General features: G+C 59.5%; 13 protein-coding genes. 8 read left to right on the forward strand and 5 right to left on the reverse strand.

The genetic code is table 11. The features are described 5' to 3' along the window. Window positions 1-147: 147 nt before the first annotated feature. Together dapD and KGA82_RS27680 are read right to left on the reverse strand one after the other, a co-directional pair. On the reverse strand, window positions 148-1,182 hold the full coding sequence (gene dapD / locus KGA82_RS27675) for a 2,3,4,5-tetrahydropyridine-2,6-dicarboxylate N-succinyltransferase (RefSeq protein WP_207285811.1): 1,035 nt from the start codon (window positions 1,180-1,182) through the stop codon (window positions 148-150). 33 nt (window positions 1,183-1,215) lie between these two features. Beyond that, window positions 1,216-1,578 carry an ArsC family reductase gene (locus KGA82_RS27680; protein ID WP_008039388.1) on the reverse strand — a complete coding sequence of 121 codons (363 nt, stop codon included), beginning with the start codon at window positions 1,576-1,578 and terminating at the stop codon, window positions 1,216-1,218. A gap of 287 nt (window positions 1,579-1,865) precedes the next feature. Between KGA82_RS27680 and KGA82_RS27685 the strand changes: the two genes are divergently transcribed. Further along, on the forward strand, window positions 1,866-3,497 hold the full coding sequence (locus KGA82_RS27685) for a Na+/H+ antiporter (protein ID WP_008039389.1): 1,632 nt from the start codon (window positions 1,866-1,868) through the stop codon (window positions 3,495-3,497). A gap of 40 nt (window positions 3,498-3,537) precedes the next feature. Here KGA82_RS27685 and dapC read toward each other — a convergent pair whose 3' ends face one another. From dapC to map, 3 genes are all read right to left on the reverse strand, one after another. Continuing rightward, window positions 3,538-4,737, reverse strand: coding sequence for a succinyldiaminopimelate transaminase (gene dapC / locus KGA82_RS27690; RefSeq protein WP_008039390.1), 1,200 nt, complete (start codon window positions 4,735-4,737; stop codon window positions 3,538-3,540). Between the two features lie 155 nt (window positions 4,738-4,892). Continuing rightward, window positions 4,893-7,595 (reverse strand): [protein-PII] uridylyltransferase, encoded by a 2,703-nt coding sequence (locus KGA82_RS27695; protein ID WP_008039391.1) that lies wholly within the window; start codon window positions 7,593-7,595, stop codon window positions 4,893-4,895. 45 nt (window positions 7,596-7,640) lie between these two features. Next, window positions 7,641-8,423, reverse strand: coding sequence for a type I methionyl aminopeptidase (gene map, locus KGA82_RS27700; RefSeq protein ID WP_008028962.1), 783 nt, complete (start codon window positions 8,421-8,423; stop codon window positions 7,641-7,643). 373 nt (window positions 8,424-8,796) lie between these two features. Between map and rpsB the strand changes: the two genes are divergently transcribed. From rpsB to ispC, 7 genes are all read left to right on the forward strand, one after another. Further along, window positions 8,797-9,534 carry a 30S ribosomal protein S2 gene (gene rpsB / locus KGA82_RS27705; protein WP_008028964.1) on the forward strand — a complete coding sequence of 246 codons (738 nt, stop codon included), beginning with the start codon at window positions 8,797-8,799 and terminating at the stop codon, window positions 9,532-9,534. A 193-nt stretch (window positions 9,535-9,727) separates the two neighbouring features. Further along, complete coding sequence (tsf, locus tag KGA82_RS27710; protein WP_008028965.1) at window positions 9,728-10,591, forward strand: translation elongation factor Ts; 864 nt, start codon at window positions 9,728-9,730, stop codon at window positions 10,589-10,591. 210 nt (window positions 10,592-10,801) lie between these two features. After that, window positions 10,802-11,545: a UMP kinase gene (pyrH, locus tag KGA82_RS27715; RefSeq protein ID WP_003172271.1), complete on the forward strand. Its 744-nt coding sequence runs from the start codon at window positions 10,802-10,804 to the stop codon at window positions 11,543-11,545. Then, window positions 11,542-12,099 carry a ribosome recycling factor gene (frr, locus tag KGA82_RS27720; protein ID WP_008028968.1) on the forward strand — a complete coding sequence of 186 codons (558 nt, stop codon included), beginning with the start codon at window positions 11,542-11,544 and terminating at the stop codon, window positions 12,097-12,099. Before pyrH ends, frr begins: the two co-directional genes overlap by 4 nt. A 13-nt stretch (window positions 12,100-12,112) precedes the next feature. After that, a complete protein-coding gene (uppS, locus tag KGA82_RS27725; protein WP_008039394.1) occupies window positions 12,113-12,868 on the forward strand; it encodes a polyprenyl diphosphate synthase in 756 nt (251 codons plus the stop codon). Next, window positions 12,868-13,674, forward strand: a complete 807-nt coding sequence (locus KGA82_RS27730) for a phosphatidate cytidylyltransferase (RefSeq protein ID WP_008039396.1) — start codon at window positions 12,868-12,870, stop codon at window positions 13,672-13,674. Before uppS ends, KGA82_RS27730 begins: the two co-directional genes overlap by 1 nt. Next, window positions 13,671-14,861, forward strand: coding sequence for a 1-deoxy-D-xylulose-5-phosphate reductoisomerase (gene ispC, locus KGA82_RS27735; RefSeq protein WP_008028975.1), 1,191 nt, complete (start codon window positions 13,671-13,673; stop codon window positions 14,859-14,861). Before KGA82_RS27730 ends, ispC begins: the two co-directional genes overlap by 4 nt. Window positions 14,862-14,912 lie beyond the last annotated feature (51 nt).

A 14,912-nucleotide genomic window follows, 5' to 3' on the forward strand; every position in this document is an offset into this window, starting at 1 on the left:
ACATGGGCGGACGTACGCCTGACCTGATGGTCTGGGCTACGCCGGACCTGTAGGAGCGAAGCTTGCTCGCGAAGGGGCCGGTGAGATCCCCAAAAGCTTCGCGGGCAAGCCTCGCTCCTACAAGAACAGGTGGTCGTGACGCTCTGCTTAGTTGTGAGCGTGCAGCGCTTCGTTCAGTTCGATCGCCGATTTGTGGGTTTTGCATTCCACGGCACCGGTTTCCGAATTGCGGCGGAACAGCAGGTCCGGCTGACCGGCCAGTTCACGAGCCTTCACGACTTTGACCAGTTTGTTGTTTTCGTCCAGCAGCGCCACTTTGGTGCCAGCGGTCACGTACAGGCCCGATTCAACGGTGTTGCGGTCGCCCAACGGGATACCGATACCGGCGTTGGCGCCGATCAGGCAGCCTTCGCCGACCTTGATCACGATGTTGCCACCGCCCGACAGGGTGCCCATGGTCGAGCAACCGCCGCCCAGGTCCGAACCCTTGCCGACGAACACGCCAGCGGAAACGCGGCCTTCGATCATGCCCGGGCCTTCGGTGCCAGCGTTGAAGTTGACGAAACCTTCGTGCATCACGGTGGTGCCTTCGCCGACGTAAGCGCCCAGACGGATACGGGCCGCGTCAGCGATACGCACGCCGGCCGGCACGACGTAGTCGGTCATTTTCGGGAATTTGTCTACCGAGAACACTTCCAGCAGCTCGCCGCGCAGACGGGCTTCCAGTTGATGTTCGGCCAGTTCGCCGAGGTCGATCGCGCCCTGGCTGGTCCATGCGACGTTCGGCAGCAGCGGGAACACGCCGGCCAGGTTCAGGCCGTGCGGCTTGACCAGACGATGGGACAGCAGGTGCAGCTTGAGGTAAGCCTCAGGCGTGGAAGTCAGCGGTGCATCTTCGGCCAGAATGGTGGCGACCAGCGGCTTGTGGCTTTCGGCCAGACGGGTCAGCAGGGCGGCCTGGGCTGCGTCGACACCTTTCAGTGCTTCAGCCAGTTGCGAAGCCTGGGCGGTGCTGAACGCGATGGCCTGATTGCCTTCGGTGTAACCCAGAACCGGCGCGATGGCCGCGACCAGATCGGCCGACGGGTTGAGCAGCGGCTGAGCGTAAAACACTTCGAGCCATGCGCCCTGGCGATTTTGAGTGCCGACACCAAAGGCCAGGCTGAATACGGAAGTGGACATGTAAATACCTCTAACAAAATTGAACGGGCTGGCTTACTTGAGCGCTGCCGCGTAGATATCTGGCTTGAAGCCAATCAGGGTTCGGTCACCGAGATCGAGCACCGGGCGCTTGATCATCGAGGGTTGTGCGAGCATCAGTTCGATGGCTTTCGGCTGGTCGAGATCGGCTTTGCGTTCGTCGTCGAGCTTGCGAAAGGTCGTGCCTGCACGGTTCAACACCACTTGCCAGCCGTGCTCGTCGCACCATTGGCTCAGGTGTTCACGGTCGATTCCGACCGCTTTGTAATCATGAAAGTCATAGCTGACAGCGTGTTCATCGAGCCAGGTGCGCGCCTTTTTCATGGTGTCGCAGGCTTTGATGCCGAAAAGGTGCAACGTTTTGCTTGAATCGGTCAAGGAATTGCCCCCTTTACAGGTGCTGGAAAAAAAAGGTGACGGATTATGCCATGACCGTCCGCTTAAAACCCAAAACCCTGTAGGAGCCGAGCTTGCTCGCGAAAGCGGCAGGTCAGCCACTATCAATGTTGAATGTCAGGCCGCTTTCGCGAGCAAGCTCGGCTCCTGCAGGGTTTGGGTTTTTTCGAGACTGGCGACAGCCTGCGACATTGGTACAACGGTCAACCCGCAGTCTAAGCGGCAAATATGGCACTTCAATGCTGTCGATTGTCCGGGAACCGCGCTTTATGCAAACCGCCTACACCGTCCTGATCCTGTTGATGCTGGTCAGTGTTTCGCGCCTGGTCGGACGCGTGATCCCGTTGCCATTGCCGCTGGTGCAAATCGGTGCCGGCGCCTTGCTGGCCTGGCCGACGCTCGGTTTGCACGTCGCCCTGGACCCGGAATTGTTTCTGTTTTTGTTTCTGCCACCGCTGTTGTTCTCCGACGGCTGGCGCATGCCCAAGCGCGAGCTTTGGCGACTGCGGGGGCCGATCCTGACCTTGGCGGTCGGCCTGGTGCTGTTTACCGTCGTCGGTGCGGGTTACTTCATTCATTGGTTGTTGCCGAGCATTCCGCTACCGGTGGCCTTTGCCCTGGCGGCGGTGTTGTCGCCGACGGATGCCGTGGCCGTCTCGGCGATTTCTCAAAACCGACTGCCGACACCACTGATGCACATGCTGCAGGGCGAGGCGCTGATGAATGACGCGTCGGGCCTGGTGACCTTCAAGTTCGCCCTGGTCGCGGCGGTGACCGGGGTGTTCTCGCTGGCCAACGCTAGCCTGACGTTCGTGTTGGTGGCGGTTGGTGGCCTGGCGGTCGGTGTTGCGTTGAGCTGGCTGGTCGGGCGTTTGCGCTCGTGGATGATCGCTCGCGGTTGGGATGATCCGGCGACTCACGTGGTCTTCATGTTGTTGCTGCCGTTTGCGGCATACGTGCTGGCCGAACGCCTGGGGGGCTCGGGGATTCTGTCTGCCGTGGCGGCCGGGATGATGCAGAGCTGGCTCGATCTGCTGCCGCGCCAGACCAGCACCCGACTGCTCAACCGCAGCGTCTGGTCACTGCTGGAGTTCGCGTTTAACGGGCTGATCTTCCTGCTGCTGGGTTTGCAGTTGCCGGACATCATCAAAGCCGTGGCCAGCCACGAAACGTCGTTGTGGCCAACGCTGCTGTATCGCTGCCTCGACGTGGTGGCGATTTTCCTGGTGTTGGTGGTGTTGCGGTTTGTCTGGGTGCAGAGCATCTGGCGATTGTCGGGGCTGCTGCGTCGCTGGCGCGGCAAGGGCGAAATGACGCAAGTGCCGACGGCGCGCTCCTGCTGGTTGTTGACCGTCGGCGGGGTGCGCGGTGCGGTGACGCTGGCGGGTGTGTTGTCAGTGCCGATACTGATGGGGAATGAGGCGTTTCCTGAGCGCGATCTGCTGATTTTCATCGCGGCCGGGGTCATTCTGCTGTCGCTGATTGCGGCGTGTATTGCATTGCCATTGTTGCTTCGCGGCATCGAGAAGAGCCCTGACGACAAGCGTCGCAGTGAAGTGCGCGATGCCTGGCGCAAGACCGCCGAAGCCGCCATTCATGCGCTCGAAACCGAAGAGGCCAATCCGCAGGACGCCGCCCAGGCGGCGCTTGCTGTCGAACTCAAGGCACGGATCATGTCCGAGTATCGGCATCAACTGGAGGTGTTCAACGATTCGGCGGAAGCCCAGGCGCTGGCGTTTCAGATGGACCTGCTGGAACGGCGTCTGCGCTTGAAGGCGCTGCGGGCGCAACGCCTGGAGTTGTATAAGCTCAGCCGTCACCACCAGATTGGTGATGACGTGTTGCGCGAGGTGCTGGGGGAGCTGGACTTGAGCGAAGCCAATCTGGGGCAGGTGAAATAGCGTCGCTCGTGCCGGCAAGCCGGCACCTACAGGTTTGTGTTTATTTGCGGCGCTGGATGAAGGCGCGGATGCGTTCAGCGGCTTCCACACACTCGGCCAGTGGCGCAACCAGCGCCATGCGCACCCGACCGGCACCCGGATTCGCACCGTCAACGTCACGGGACAGATAAGAGCCAGGCACCACGGTCACGTGTTCTTCGACGAACAGATCGCGGCAGAACGCCTCGTCATCACCTTCAACATTCGGCCACAGGTAAAAACCGCCATCCGGGCGCTGCACGTCCATCACCGGGCCGAGGATTTCCAACACCGCGTCGTACTTCTCGCGATACAACGCACGGTTGGCGCGCACATGCACTTCGTCATTCCACGCAGCAACGCTGGCCAGTTGAGTCTGAACCGGCATCGCGCAGCCGTGGTAGGTGCGGTACAGCAGGAAGCCTTTGAGAATGTCGGCATCACCGGCCACGAAACCCGAACGCAGGCCCGGCAGGTTGGAGCGCTTGGACAGGCTGTGGAACACCACGCAGCGTTTGAAGTCCTTGCGGCCCAGTTCCGCGCAGGCGCTGAGCAGGCCGGCGGGCGGGGTTTGTTCGTTGAAATACAGTTCGCTGTAGCACTCGTCCGCAGCGATCACGAAGTCGTACTCATCGGCCAGGGCAATCAGTTTTTTCAGGGTTTCGACCGGGATCAGCGCGCCGGTCGGGTTGCCCGGCGAGCACAGGAACAGGATCTGGCAACGCTTCCAGATGTCCGGGGAAACGGCATCGAAATCCGGGTTGAAGCCATTCTCGTCCAGGCACGGCAGGTAATGCGGCTTGGCGCCGGCGAGGAACGCGGCACCTTCATAGATCTGATAGAACGGGTTCGGGCTGACCACCAGGGCGTCGTCGCCACGGTTGACCACGGTCTGGGTGAACGCGAACAGCGCTTCGCGGGTGCCGTTGACCGGCAGCACGTTGCGTGCCGGGTCGAGCCAGCCGTTCGGCACGTTGAAGCGGCGTTCGCACCACGCGGCGATGGCTTCACGCAGGGCCGCAATGCCGAGGGTGGTCGGATACACGGCCATCTGGTCCAGATTGCTTGCCAGGGCTTCGGCGACAAAGCTTGGCGAACGGTGCTTCGGCTCGCCGATGGACAGCGCGATAGGGCGCTTGTCCGGGTTTGGCGTGACGCTGCCGAGCAGGGCGCGGAGCTTCTCGAACGGGTAAGGCTGCAACTGGGACAGAGCGTTGTTCATCGGTAGATCTCGTTCAATGTGGAGGCCTGCCCTCTGTAGGAGCCGGCTTGCTGGCGATTGCATCACTCCGGTACGACTGACACACCGAGGCGATGCTATCGCCAGCAAGCCGGCTCCTACAAAGGACAGGTCTCCACAGGGGGAAATTTGTTAATTCAGATACTGATTCGCGACAATTTGATATCGGGTTCCTGGCTGACACTGAGCTGTTCGACGATCGCATCCTGCAAACGGCTGCACAACAGTGGGTCAGACAACGGTTGGTTGTTGGCGTCGGTAATGAAGAACACGTCTTCCACGCGCTCGCCGAGCGTGGCGATCTTGGCGTTCTGCAGTGACAGGTCGAATTCCAGAAAAATCGTGCCAATCCGCGCCAGCAACCCTGGGCGATCCGGTGCGCTGAGCTCCAGCACCGTCACCGGGCGCTGGGCGTCGTTGTGGATCGTCACCTGAGGCGCGAACGCAAAATGCTTGAGCTGGCGCGGTACGCGACGCTGGATGATCGTCGGGTAGTCGTCGGGGTTGCGCAGGGCTTCAGTCAGGCCTTCGCGGATCTGTTTGACCCGGGCCGGGTTATCGCCGATCGAGTCGCCGTCGGTGTCGAGCACGATGTAGGTGTCGAGGGTGAACTGGCTGCTGGAGGTGATGACCCGGGCGTCGTGAATGTTCAGGTTGAGCTGGTCCATCGCGGCCACGGTCACGGCGAAGAAGTCGTGCTGGTCCGGCGCGTAGATGAAGATCTGCGTACCGCCCTCGAACTCGCGCTGGGTGGTTTCCTTGATCAGCACCAGCGGGCCGCCATCGGCCGGCTGCTGGAGGATCGCGTCAGTGTGCCAGGCCACATCGCCGGCGGTGTGACGCAGGAAATAGTCATCGCCCAGTTGCGACCACAACTGCTCGACGTCGTCGGGGTCGTTGCCGCCGCGTACCAGAATGTCCAGGGCGGCGCTCTGGGTCTGGCGGATCTGCATTTCGCGATCCACCGGGTTTTCCAGGCCGCGACGCAACGCACGCTTGGTCTCGGTGTAGAGCTGGCGCAGCAGGCTGGCGCGCCAGGAATTCCACAGCGTCGGGTTGGTGGCGTTGATGTCGGCGACGGTCAGCACGTACAGGTAATCCAGGCGGGTTTCGTCACCGACGATCTGCGCGAAATCATGGATCACCTGTGGGTCGGACAAGTCCTTGCGCTGGGCGGTGGTCGACATCACCAGATGGTTCTGCACCAGCCAGACGATCAGGCGGCTGTCCCAGATCGGCAATTGATGGCGCTGGCAAAAGGCTTCGGCGTCCACTGCGCCGATTTCCGAGTGATCGCCATGCCGGCCCTTGCCGATGTCGTGGTACAGGCCGGCCAGGTAGATCAGCTCGGGCTTGGGCAGCTTGCCCATGAGCTTGCTGGCCAGCGGGAATTTTTCCGACACTTGCGTGTACTGCAACTTACGCAGGTGCTTGATCAGGTTCAGGGTGTGCGCGTCGACCGTATAGATGTGAAACAGGTCGTGCTGCATCTGTCCGACAATGAAGCCGAACTCCGGCAAATAGCGCCCGAGGATGCCGTAACGGTTCATCCGTCGCAGGTTGCGGTGAATGCCGATCTTGCACTTGAACAGTTCGATGAACAGGCTGGTATTGCGAATGTCGTTGCGGAAATCGTCGTCGATCAGGTGCCGGTTTTCCCGCAGCAGACGAATGGTGTCGGCGCGCACGCCTTTGATTTCCGGCTGCTGGGCCATCAGCACGAAGATTTCGAGCATGGCGAACGGCGTGCGGCGGAACACGTTGTCGTTGCGCGCCTCGATGTAGCCGTCGTGCAACTGGAACCGCGAGTTGATCGGCTGCGGCGGCGCTTCGTCTTCGGGCGCGAGGATGACTTCCTCGAAGTGCTGGATGATCAGGTCGCTGAGCTGGGCGATGCTCATGACCACCCGGTAATACTGCTGCATGAAGTTTTCGATGGCTTGCTTGGCGTCATCGCCCTTGAACCCCAGCAGGCCGGCAATCGAACGCTGGTGGTCGAACAGCAAGCGGTCTTCCGAGCGGCCGGCGAGCATGTGCAGCGCGTAGCGGACTTTCCACAGGAATTCCTGGGATGAAGCCAGCAGGGCGTTTTCGCTCTCGACCAGAAACCCTTCGCCGGCCAATGCCCGCAGGTTCAGGGTGCCGTATTCGCGACGGGCGACCCACAGAATCGTCTGAATATCCCGTAGTCCGCCGGGCGAGCCTTTGACGTTGGGTTCCAGGTTGTATTCGGTGTCGTTGTACTTGTGATGACGGGCCTTTTGCTCGGCGCGTTTGGCCAGGAAGAACTCCTTGCTCGGCCACATGTGCGCAGTGCTGGTGACGTCGAGCATGCGCTGGCGCAAGTGCTCGGGGCCGCAGATGGTGCGGCTTTCCATCAGGTTGGTGACGACCGTCAGGTCGGCGCGGGCTTCAACGGCGCATTCTTCAACCGAGCGAACGCTCTGACCGACTTCCAGGCCGATGTCCCACAACAACGTCAGAAAACGCTCGATGGAATCGCGGAAAACTTCGTGGTCGGCGCTGTCCAGCAGGATCAGCAAATCGATATCGGAATAAGGGTGCAATTCCCCGCGACCGTAGCCGCCGACCGCGACCAGCGCGATGTCGGCATCTTCACTCCAGTTGAACTGCTCCCAGGCCTTTTGCAGGATGTTGTCGACGAACCACGCACGATCCTCGATCAGCCGGCGAATCTCCCGGCCGCTGCGAAAGCGCTCGTCGAGCACCTCGCGCGCCTGGCGGATGGCCTTCTTGAAGGCCGCGATCGGGCTGGCCTTCAGGGCCAGTTCAGCCTGGAACTGGCCACGGTCGAAGAGTTCGGGATCCACCTGCGGCATCGATTGGCTTTCCTATCTATAAGGCTGAGAGCTGTGCGGACCGGATCAGGCCGAAACGCGCGGGATGGTGTCGTCGCTGCGCAGGGTGAAGATCTCGTAACCGGTTTCGGTCACTGCCAGGGTGTGTTCCCACTGGGCCGAGAGCTTGCGGTCCTTGGTGATTGCGGTCCAGCCATCGCCCAACACCTTGGTGTCGGCCTTGCCCTGGTTGATCATCGGCTCGATGGTGAAGGTCATGCCCGCTTTCAGTTCCATGCCGGTGCCGGCTCGGCCGTAATGCAGGATCTGCGGTTCTTCGTGGAACACCTTGCCAATGCCGTGGCCGCAGAACTCGCGAACCACCGAGAAGCCGTTCTTTTCGGCGTGCTTCTGGATCACTTCACCGATGTCGCCCAGGCGGCAGCCGGGTTTGACGATTTCGATGGCCTTGTACATGCATTCCTGGGTCACTTGCGACAGGCGCTCGGCCCAGACCGGCACGGTGCCGACGTGGAACATGCGGCTGGTGTCGCCGTGGTAGCCGTCCTTGATGACGGTGACGTCGATGTTCAGCGTGTCGCCGTCCTTCAATGGCTTCTCGTTCGGGATGCCGTGGCAGACCACGTGGTTGATCGAGGTGCAGATCGACTTCGGATAGCCTTTGTAGTTGAGCGGGGCAGGGATGGCCTGCTGCACGTTGACGATGTAGTCGTGGCAGATGCGGTCCAGCTCTTCAGTGGTGACGCCCGGCTTGACATGTTCAGCAATCATTTCCAGCACATCGGCGGCCAGTTTGCCGGCGACACGCATTTTTGCGATGTCCTCCGGGGTTTTGAGGGTGACGGTCATACAGGCTCTCTCTACGCTCGATGGCGCTTGTCAAAACGGAATGGGCAGTGTGCGATCAATCTTTACCGCCCTGAAAAACGCGATTCTAACAGACGAACAGCGCAAATCTGAGCCTCTGTACATCGCTTCTCTCTATAGATAGGCGCATTCTTGAGCGATTCCAAGGGCGCGGATAAAGGCGCGCGTCAGGAATTGAGAATCCGGGTTCCGTTTTTGCGAGCCTTGTGATATAAAATGCGCCGCTTTCCGGGGATACCCCGAAAGGCTTAAATCCACACACGTGTCGACACGATGACCTGGGTGCCTTCAGCTGATGCTGCTGGTTGGTCATTGGGATACGTGGAGGCCAAACCCGACTTATTAAGGAACTATCATGTCCCAAGTCAACATGCGCGATATGCTGAAGGCCGGTGTGCACTTCGGTCACCAGACCCGTTACTGGAACCCGAAAATGGGTAAATACATTTTCGGCGCGCGTAACAAGATCCACATCATCAACCTTGAAAAAACCCTGCCAATGTTCAACGAAGCTCTGACTTTCGTAGAGCGTCTGGCCCAGGGCAAAAACAAGATTCTGTTCGTCGGCACCAAGCGTTCCGCTGGCAAGATCGTTGCTGAAGAAGCAGCACGTTGCGGTTCGCCGTACGTCGATCACCGCTGGTTGGGCGGCATGCTGACCAACTTCAAAACCATCCGTGCTTCCATCAAGCGTCTGCGTGACCTTGAAGTACAAGCCGAAGACGGTACTTTCGCCAAGCTGACCAAGAAAGAAGCGCTGATGCGCTCCCGTGACCTGGAAAAGCTGGATCGTTCCCTGGGTGGTATCAAGGACATGGGCGGTCTGCCAGACGCTCTGTTCGTTATCGACGTTGATCACGAGCGCATCGCGATCACCGAAGCCAACAAGCTGGGCATCCCGGTTATCGGCGTAGTCGATACCAACAGCAGCCCGGAAGGCGTTGACTACATCATCCCAGGCAACGATGACGCAATCCGCGCTATCCAGCTGTACATGGGTTCGATGGCTGACGCAGTAATCCGCGGTCGCAACCACGTTGCTGGCGGCACCGAGCAGTTCGTTGAAGAAGCTCCGGCAGCTGCAGCTGAGTAACTGACGCCTTGGCGTTGACTCAGTAAGCAAAAAGGGGGCTTGGCCCCCTTTTTGCCACCTCGAAAACCATTTGTCCGGTGGCGCATTTACATCATTTGTAACTTGCAGCTGCTAACAAGGGTGGTTCGGGAAGAATTGAACGCCCGTTCGATCGGGTGGAATGGTTGAAAACCTATCCAAGAGGAATTTTGAAATGGCAGAGATTACTGCAGCGTTGGTCAAAGAACTGCGCGAGCGTACTGGCGAAGGCATGATGGACTGCAAAAAGGCCTTGACCAAGGCTGGCGGCGACATCGAAAAAGCCATTGATGACATGCGTGCTTCGGGCGCCATCAAGGCTGCCAAGAAAGCAGGCAACGTGGCTGCTGAAGGCGCTATCGCTCTGAAAGAAGACGGTAAATCCGCCGTTCTGCTGGAAGTGAACTCGCAGACCGACTTCCTGGCTCTGCAGGACGACTTCAAGGCATTTGTTGCTGCCAGCGTTGAAAAAGCGTTCGCCGACAAGCTGACTGACGTCGCTCCGCTGATCGAAGCTCAAGAAGCTGCTCGCCTGGTACTGGTCGGCAAGGTTGGCGAAAACGTCAACATCCGTCGCCTGGTTCGCGTTGAAGGTGATGTTGTTGGTGGTTACCTGCACGGCAACAAAATCGGTGTTGCGGTTGTTCTGAAGGGCGGCGACGTTGAGCTGGCCAAAGACATCGCTATGCACGTAGCGGCCAGCAACCCTGAGTTCCTGCTGCCATCGGAAGTTTCTGCTGAAGCTATCGAGCGCGAAAAAGCCGTGTTCCTGCAGCTGAACGAAGAAAAAATCAAAGGCAAGCCAGAAAACATTGTTGAGAACATGGTCAAAGGCCGTATCAGCAAGTTCCTGGCTGAAGCAAGCCTGGTTGAGCAGGCGTTCGTCAAGAACCCTGAAATCAAGGTTGGCGAACTGGCCAAGAAAGCCGGTGCAGAAATCGTTTCTTTCACCTACTTCAAAGTAGGCGAAGGCATCGAGAAGCCGGTCGACAACTTCGCTGAAGAAGTTGCTGCCCAGCTGGCTGCCGCCAAGCAATAAGACGGTTTTTTAACTGTCGCCCTGAAGAGGCTGCCCGCTTACGCGCGCAGCCTCTTTTCAGATGGGGCACCAATTTTTAATTGGTTTCCTTTTGGAACTGGCTTACAAAGCCATGTTCCGATGGCGCTGAAGCAGCGCCAAGCTAGAGTGAACGCCAGCTGTAAACAGCTCGCAAAGAATTTTTAAAATACGCCGCAGGAGAGATTCGCAATGGCTCAGCAGGGCAGTGGTTATCAGGCTCGCTATAAACGCATTCTACTCAAGCTTAGCGGCGAGGCCCTGATGGGCTCGGAAGAGTTCGGGATCGATCCGAAAGTTCTGGACCGCATGGCGCTGGAAGTCGGCCAACTGGTCGGCATCGGCGTCCAGGTCGGCCTGGTGATCGGCGGCGGCAACCTGTTCCGCGGTGCAGCGCTGAGCGCGGCCGGCATGGATCGGGTCACCGGCGACCACATGGGCATGCTGGCCACCGTGATGAATGCCTTGGCCATGCGCGACGCGCTGGAACGTGCCAATATCTCGGCCATCGTGATGTCGGCGATTTCCATGGTTGGCGTGACTGATCACTACGATCGTCGCAAAGCCATGCGCCACCTGAATGCCAAGGAAGTCGTGATCTTCGCGGCCGGTACCGGCAATCCGTTCTTCACCACGGATTCGGCGGCCTGCCTGCGAGCAATCGAAATCGATGCCGATGTCGTGCTGAAAGCGACCAAGGTCGATGGCGTCTACACCGCTGATCCATTCAAAGACCCGCATGCCGAGAAGTTCGATCATCTGACCTACGATGAAGTGCTGGATCGCAAGTTGGGTGTTATGGATCTGACCGCCATTTGCCTGTGCCGCGACCACAAGATGCCGTTGCGCGTATTTAACATGAACAAACCCGGCGCCCTGCTGAACATCGTGCATGGCGGCGCTGAAGGGACCCTGATCGAGGAAGGCCAACAATGATCAACGAAATCAAGAAAGACGCTAAAGAGCGTATGCAGAAATCCGTCGAGTCGCTGATGCACAACTTCGGCCGTATTCGTACTGGCCAGGCGCACCCAAGCATTCTCGAAGGCGTGATGGTGCCGTACTACGGTTCCGACACCCCGATCAAGCAAGTCGCCAACATCACTGTCAAAGACGCCCGTACCCTGCAAGTGGTCGCTTTCGAGCGCAACATGCTCGGTGCCGTCGACAAGGCCATCGGCAGTGCTGGTCTGAACCTCAACCCGACCAACCTGGGTGAGTTGCTGCTGATCTCCATGCCGGCTCTGACCGAAGAAACCCGCAAGGGCTTCACCAAGCAGGCTCGCGATGTCGCTGAAGATGCCCGTGTTGCCGTGCGCAACATCCGTCGTGATGCGAACAGCCAGCTCAAGGATCTGGTCAAGGAAAAGGAAATCAGTGAAGACGAAGAACGTCGCGCCACTGGTGAAATTGATGATCTGACCAAAAAGTACGTGGCTGAAATCGACGCGAATTTGGCGCAGAAAGAAAAAGACCTGATGGCCGTATAAGGGTCGCGTTTTCATGGAAAAGACCAAGCAGTCAGTGCCGTCCGCGGTGCCGCGTCATGTCGCGATCATCATGGATGGCAATAATCGCTGGGCGAAAAAACGCTTTATGCCGGGTGTCGCCGGGCATAAAGCGGGCGTGGACGCGGTTCGTGCAGTGATCGAGGTGTGTGCCGAGGCCAAGGTCGAGGTATTGACCCTGTTCGCCTTCTCCAGCGAGAACTGGCAGCGTCCGGCCGATGAAGTCAGTGCCTTGATGGATCTGTTCTTCAAGGCGTTGCGTCGTGAGGCCAAGCGCCTCAACGACAACAACATCAGTCTGCGCATCATTGGCGACCGTTCGCGTTTTCATCCGGAGCTTCAGGCTGCGATGCGTGAAGCGGAAGCGATGACCGCGGGCACCAATCGCTTCGTTCTGCAGATCGCCGCCAACTACGGCGGTCAGTGGGACATCGCGCAAGCCGCACAGCGTCTGGCGCGGGAAGTTCAGGCCGGGCATCTGCGTCCGGAAGACATCACCCCGGAACTGTTGCAAACCTGCCTGGCCACTGGCGATCTGCCGTTGCCGGACTTGTGCATCCGTACCGGTGGCGAGCACCGCATCAGCAACTTCCTGCTGTGGCAACTGGCCTACGCCGAGTTGTACTTCTCCGACCTGTTCTGGCCGGACTTCAAACACGACGCCATGCGCACCGCGCTGGCCGATTTCGCTTCTCGCCAGCGCCGCTTCGGTAAAACGAGCGAGCAGGTCGAGGCTGGGGCCCGGGTTTAATGCTCAAACAACGAATCATCACCGCGCTGATCCTGTTGCCGATCGCCTTGTGCGGGTTTTTCCTGCTCGAAGGCTCCGGTTTCGCGCTGTTCATCGGGCTGGTCGTGACCCTCGGTGCCTGGGAATGGGCGCGTCTGGCGGGCTTCACTGAGCAGCCGATCCGCGTTGCCTATGCTGCAGTCGTCGCGTTGATGCTGTTTGTCATGCATATCCTGCCGGGCCTGGCACCTTGGGTGTTGGGCGCTTCGGTGCTGTGGTGGGGCGTGGCGACGTACCTGGTGTTGACGTATCCGCGTTCGAGCGAGCGTTGGTCCAGTGCGGCGACCAAACTGGTGATCGGTCTGTTGATTCTCCTGCCGGCCTGGCAAGGTCTGGTGCAGATCAAACAATACCCATTGGGCAACTGGTTGATCATGGCCGTCATGGTGCTGGTCTGGGGTGCCGACATCGGTGCTTACTTTTCCGGTCGGGCCTTCGGCAAGCGCAAGCTGGCACCGCAGGTCAGTCCCGGCAAGAGCTGGGAAGGCGTGTATGGCGGTCTGGCGCTGAGCCTGGTCATCACCGTCATTGTCGGCCTGGTTCGCGACTGGACGGTTGCCGAGCTTTTCAAAGGGTTGATCGGTGCCGCAATTATCGTGTTCATCTCGGTAGTGGGTGACCTCACCGAAAGCATGTTCAAGCGCCAGTCCGGGGTCAAGGACAGCAGCAATCTGCTGCCCGGCCACGGTGGTGTACTCGATCGCATCGACAGCCTGACGGCAGCGATCCCGGTGTTCGCGGTGTTGTTGTGGATGGCTGCACCGTGAGCCGCCCTCAACAGATTACCGTTCTGGGGGCTACCGGCTCGATCGGTCTGAGTACGCTCGACGTCATCGCTCGTCATCCTGAGCGTTATCAGGTGTTCGCCTTGAGCGGTTTCACTCGCCTGAGTGAGTTGTTCGCGTTGTGCGTCCGTCATACGCCACGGTTTGCCGTTGTGCCAGAGCAGGGCGCTGCCCGAGGCTTGCAGGACGACTTGCGTGCGGCCGGGTTGTCGACCCGCGTTCTGGTGGGGGAGGAGGGGCTGTGTCAGGTCGCTGCCGATCCTGAGGTCGATGCCGTCATGGCCGCCATTGTTGGCGCGGCGGGCCTGCGCCCGACGCTGGCGGCGGTCGAGGCTGGCAAGAAAATACTCCTGGCCAACAAAGAAGCACTGGTGATGTCCGGTGCGTTATTCATGCAGGCCGTGCGTAAAAGCGGTTCGGTGCTGCTGCCGATCGACAGCGAGCACAACGCGATTTTCCAGTGCATGCCGCAGGATTTTGCTCGTGGGCTGGGTGCGGTCGGTGTCCGTCGTATCTTGCTGACAGCTTCCGGTGGTCCTTTCCGTCAGACGCCTATGGCTGAGCTGGTGCATGTAACCCCTGATCAGGCGTGTGCCCATCCGAACTGGTCCATGGGGCGCAAGATTTCGGTAGATTCGGCCAGCATGATGAACAAAGGCCTCGAGCTGATCGAAGCCTGCTGGCTGTTTGATGCCAAGCCGTCGCAGGTCGAAGTGGTGATTCACCCGCAGAGCGTGATTCATTCGCTTGTCGATTACATCGATGGTTCGGTCCTGGCTCAGTTGGGTAATCCCGACATGCGTACGCCTATTGCCAATGCGCTCGCCTGGCCGGAGCGTATCGATTCGGGTGTCGCACCGCTGGATCTGTTTGCCATTGCGCGCCTGGATTTCCAGGCTCCCGATGAAGAGCGTTTCCCATGCCTGCGCCTGGCGCGTCAGGCCGCAGAGGCTGGCAATAGCGCGCCAGCCATGCTCAATGCGGCGAATGAAGTGGCTGTCGCGGCCTTTCTCGACGGGCGGGTTCGCTATCTGGAAATCGCGAGTATCATCGAAGAAGTGTTAAATCTCGAGCCCGTGGTTGCGGTGGATGATCTCGAGGCGGTGTTCACGGCTGACGCGAAAGCGCGAGTACTGGCCGGGCAGTGGTTGAGTCGTCACGGGCGGTAAGTGCTGCAATACGTTGGCCCATGCAGCACCGGATAAGTTGCGGAGAAAGTA

The organism is Pseudomonas sp. BF-RE-22, from assembly GCF_019956155.1.
Lineage (GTDB): Bacteria > Pseudomonadota > Gammaproteobacteria > Pseudomonadales > Pseudomonadaceae > Aquipseudomonas > Aquipseudomonas migulae.

Coding starts and splice junctions, on each gene's coding strand:
- KGA82_RS27695 (WP_008039391.1), bottom strand. CDS start 7,595: ATGCCGCAGGTGGATCCCGAACTCTTCGACCGTGGCCAGTTCCAGGCT.
- dapD (WP_207285811.1), bottom strand. CDS start 1,182: ATGTCCACTTCCGTATTCAGCCTGGCCTTTGGTGTCGGCACTCAAAAT.
- KGA82_RS27730 (WP_008039396.1), top strand. CDS start 12,868: ATGCTCAAACAACGAATCATCACCGCGCTGATCCTGTTGCCGATCGCC.
- KGA82_RS27685 (WP_008039389.1), top strand. CDS start 1,866: ATGCAAACCGCCTACACCGTCCTGATCCTGTTGATGCTGGTCAGTGTT.
- rpsB (WP_008028964.1), top strand. CDS start 8,797: ATGTCCCAAGTCAACATGCGCGATATGCTGAAGGCCGGTGTGCACTTC.
- pyrH (WP_003172271.1), top strand. CDS start 10,802: ATGGCTCAGCAGGGCAGTGGTTATCAGGCTCGCTATAAACGCATTCTA.
- tsf (WP_008028965.1), top strand. CDS start 9,728: ATGGCAGAGATTACTGCAGCGTTGGTCAAAGAACTGCGCGAGCGTACT.
- uppS (WP_008039394.1), top strand. CDS start 12,113: ATGGAAAAGACCAAGCAGTCAGTGCCGTCCGCGGTGCCGCGTCATGTC.
- map (WP_008028962.1), bottom strand. CDS start 8,423: ATGACCGTCACCCTCAAAACCCCGGAGGACATCGCAAAAATGCGTGTC.
- frr (WP_008028968.1), top strand. CDS start 11,542: ATGATCAACGAAATCAAGAAAGACGCTAAAGAGCGTATGCAGAAATCC.
- dapC (WP_008039390.1), bottom strand. CDS start 4,737: ATGAACAACGCTCTGTCCCAGTTGCAGCCTTACCCGTTCGAGAAGCTC.